This window comes from Rugamonas sp. FW305-51, from assembly GCF_058786935.1.
Genome location: NZ_JBYSZG010000102.1, coordinates 1 through 2,590 on the forward strand (window position 1 = coordinate 1; position 2,590 = coordinate 2,590).

Genomic DNA, 2,590 nt, shown 5'->3' on the forward strand with positions numbered 1-2,590 from the left:
GGGTGATTGCGGCGGGGAGGTGGGGGCTGCGTCTAGCGAGGTTTGCTGTTGATCCGGATGAGCAAATCTGCAATGAGATTTGCCCATCCCTACTGAGTAGGTATTGCTTAGGTTTTTACCTTGATGGTGACTTCGTACTCGGTGCCGCCGTTGACCGCTTCCAGATCGGTAGCGGAAATTTCCTGCGCTGCATCCTGGTCGATGGTTTCTACTGGGGTGACTTCTTGGTTCTCTTGATTTTGCGACATGGCAGCTCCGTATATAAATTTTGGTAATAAGGTTGTCAACCTGGCGATGGCTTAGGTTTTTACCTTGATGGTGACTTCATACTCGGTGCCGCCGTTGACCGCTTCCAGATCGGTAGCGGAAATTTCTTGCGCCGCGTCCTGATCGATGGTTTCTACTGGAGCGACTTCTTTATTTTCTTGAGTTTGCGACATGGTGGTTCCTTATAAAACCGCTCTGGCAATAACGTCGTCAATCGAGCGGAAAAACTGACGACAAATAATTGGTTGCCTGATCAGGCAGAATCTCATCATTACGCCAGTGCCCGGCTATGCACCTGGTTTTTCATTTCAATCACATGGCGCATAAAACAGATCGCAATTCATTCCAGCCTATGGCCGGAAGTCATGAGGTGTGATTAATTTTATCGCAATGTTAATTTATCGATAATTTATTATTGGAAAAAATCGAATCCAGTGTCAAGTGTTTTTTTAATTTCTTTTGGTGCCAGCTTGGCCTGTCTTACCGGGGTTTTTTTCATTGAAGTCCCTGCCCGCAAGGGCTGGGAGCTGGCCGCATTTTTGCATCAAAGATGTCTGTTTCATAAGATTATTATTTGAAGAATAGTGAACTACTGTCAAGTCTTTTTTGGAAATATTTATCATTATGCAATCCTCAGCTATTGCTGTAACGTGCGCTGTGTGGCGCCGCGACTGGCCCGGGGGGCTGTCGGTGATCGGTTAGCCATGGTTGCAAAAACGACACGATGATGAAAAATATATTTCATTGTTGTCAATATGCGACACAACTGGCAAGTATTTGCTATTTGCCAATATGATGACGTTTGCAATCTGGCGGCGCCCGGCTCCGTCAGCACGCTGGCGGGCGCGAAGCGACCCGGCCGCGGTGGCCGGTTTTCATTCAAGAGAGAGTAGATGCAGATAATGTTAATGCGAAAACAAGCAACAGCGCGCCGCAATCCCGGCGCGGCCGCGATGGTGATGCCCAGGCGGCGCATCCGGCCGTATTTCTTGTCCGCCCTGCTGCCGATGGTGCTGGGCGCCTGTGCCATTGTCCCGCCCGGCAACCCGCCCGCGCTGACAGCGCCGGCGCGCGCCGAGTGGTTCAAGCTGCCGACCGAGGCCTACAAGGGCAAGCAGGATGACATCTTTTTTGTTGATGCACAGACGGGCTTTTACGGTAATGGCGCAGGCAAGATTTACAAAACGGTCGATGGCGGCCAGCACTGGAGCCTGGTGTTGAACCAGCCCGGCACCTACATCCGCGCGCTCGGTTTTGTCGATGCCCAGCTCGGGTTTGCCGGCAATATCGGCACCGAATACTTTCCGGGCGTGAGCGATACCACGCCCCTGTACCGTACCGTCGACGGCGGCGCCAGCTGGGCGCCTGTCACCGGCATGAGCGGACCGCAAGTGAAGGGACTGTGCGCCATCGATATTCTGAAGTCCGGCTTTATCAACGCCGGCAAGCTGGAGTTTCGCACCGTCGTGCATGCCGCCGGGCGGGTCGGCGGCCCCGCTTACCTGATGCGCTCCCTCGATGGCGGCAATCGCTGGAACAGCATCGACATGAATCCCCACCTGGCTGCCATCACCGACGTCAAGTTCTTCGACGAGATGAATGGCCTGGTGGTCGGCAGTGACGACGCGGCCATCGAACGCTCGCACGCGGTGATCGTGAGCACCCAGGATGGCGGCCAGACATGGCAACGGGTGTACACCTCGGCGCGCCCCTTCGAGCTGGCCTGGAAGGTAGCGTTTCCAAGCCGTAAAGTCGGCTACGTGACGGTCCAGAACTACAATCCCGACCAGACCGTGACCCAGCGGGTGGTGGCCAAGTCTGTCGATGGCGGTAAAAGCTGGCAGGAGCTGGCGCTGGCAAACGACTTCGCCGTGCGCGAGTTCGGGGTGGGTTTCGTTGATGAGCTCACTGGCTGGGTGGGCACCACGACCAGCGGTTTCGCCACCGATGACGGCGGCAAGAGTTGGCAGCGCGTCAACATGGGCCGCGCCGTCAACAAGATCCGCATTGTGCCGGATGGTTCGCACTATGTTGCTTACGCAATTGGCGTCGAGGTGCACAAGTTCGGTACGCCTCCCGCCAAGCCGCAACAGCCTTGAAGCGCAGCGCTTGTTTCGGCAGGGGCTGCGCGATGCATGCGTTGCAATAAAAACACAAGGTCATTGCCGGCTGGCGCCGGCCGTTTTGGCAGGCATGGCGTTTTTAAAAAATAAATCTTTTTTTACAATTTTTTCTTGCAAAGTCGCGCAAGCCAAGGCTATTATTTAAGTAGCAATGTGATTGTTTTGGCAGTGTTGTCATTCATGGCGGGCTGTGCGTTTCC

General features: G+C 54.6%; 3 protein-coding genes. 1 reads left to right on the top strand and 2 read right to left on the bottom strand.

Going from position 1 to position 2,590, the window contains the following annotated elements:
- Positions 1–107 precede the first annotated feature (107 nt).
- Together AC3WOS_RS28415 and AC3WOS_RS28420 are read right to left on the bottom strand one after the other, a co-directional pair.
- Complete coding sequence (locus tag AC3WOS_RS28415) at positions 108–248, bottom strand: hypothetical protein (protein WP_492720668.1); 141 nt, start codon at positions 246–248, stop codon at positions 108–110.
- A 51-nt stretch (positions 249–299) separates the two neighbouring features.
- Positions 300–440, bottom strand: a complete 141-nt coding sequence (locus tag AC3WOS_RS28420; protein ID WP_492720669.1) for a hypothetical protein — start codon at positions 438–440, stop codon at positions 300–302.
- Positions 441–1,175: 735 nt separating this feature from the next.
- On the opposite strand from AC3WOS_RS28420, the gene AC3WOS_RS28425 reads away from it, so the two are divergent.
- Positions 1,176–2,366, top strand: a complete 1,191-nt coding sequence (locus AC3WOS_RS28425) for a WD40/YVTN/BNR-like repeat-containing protein (RefSeq protein ID WP_492720670.1) — start codon at positions 1,176–1,178, stop codon at positions 2,364–2,366.
- The last annotated feature ends 224 nt before the right edge of the window (positions 2,367–2,590 follow it).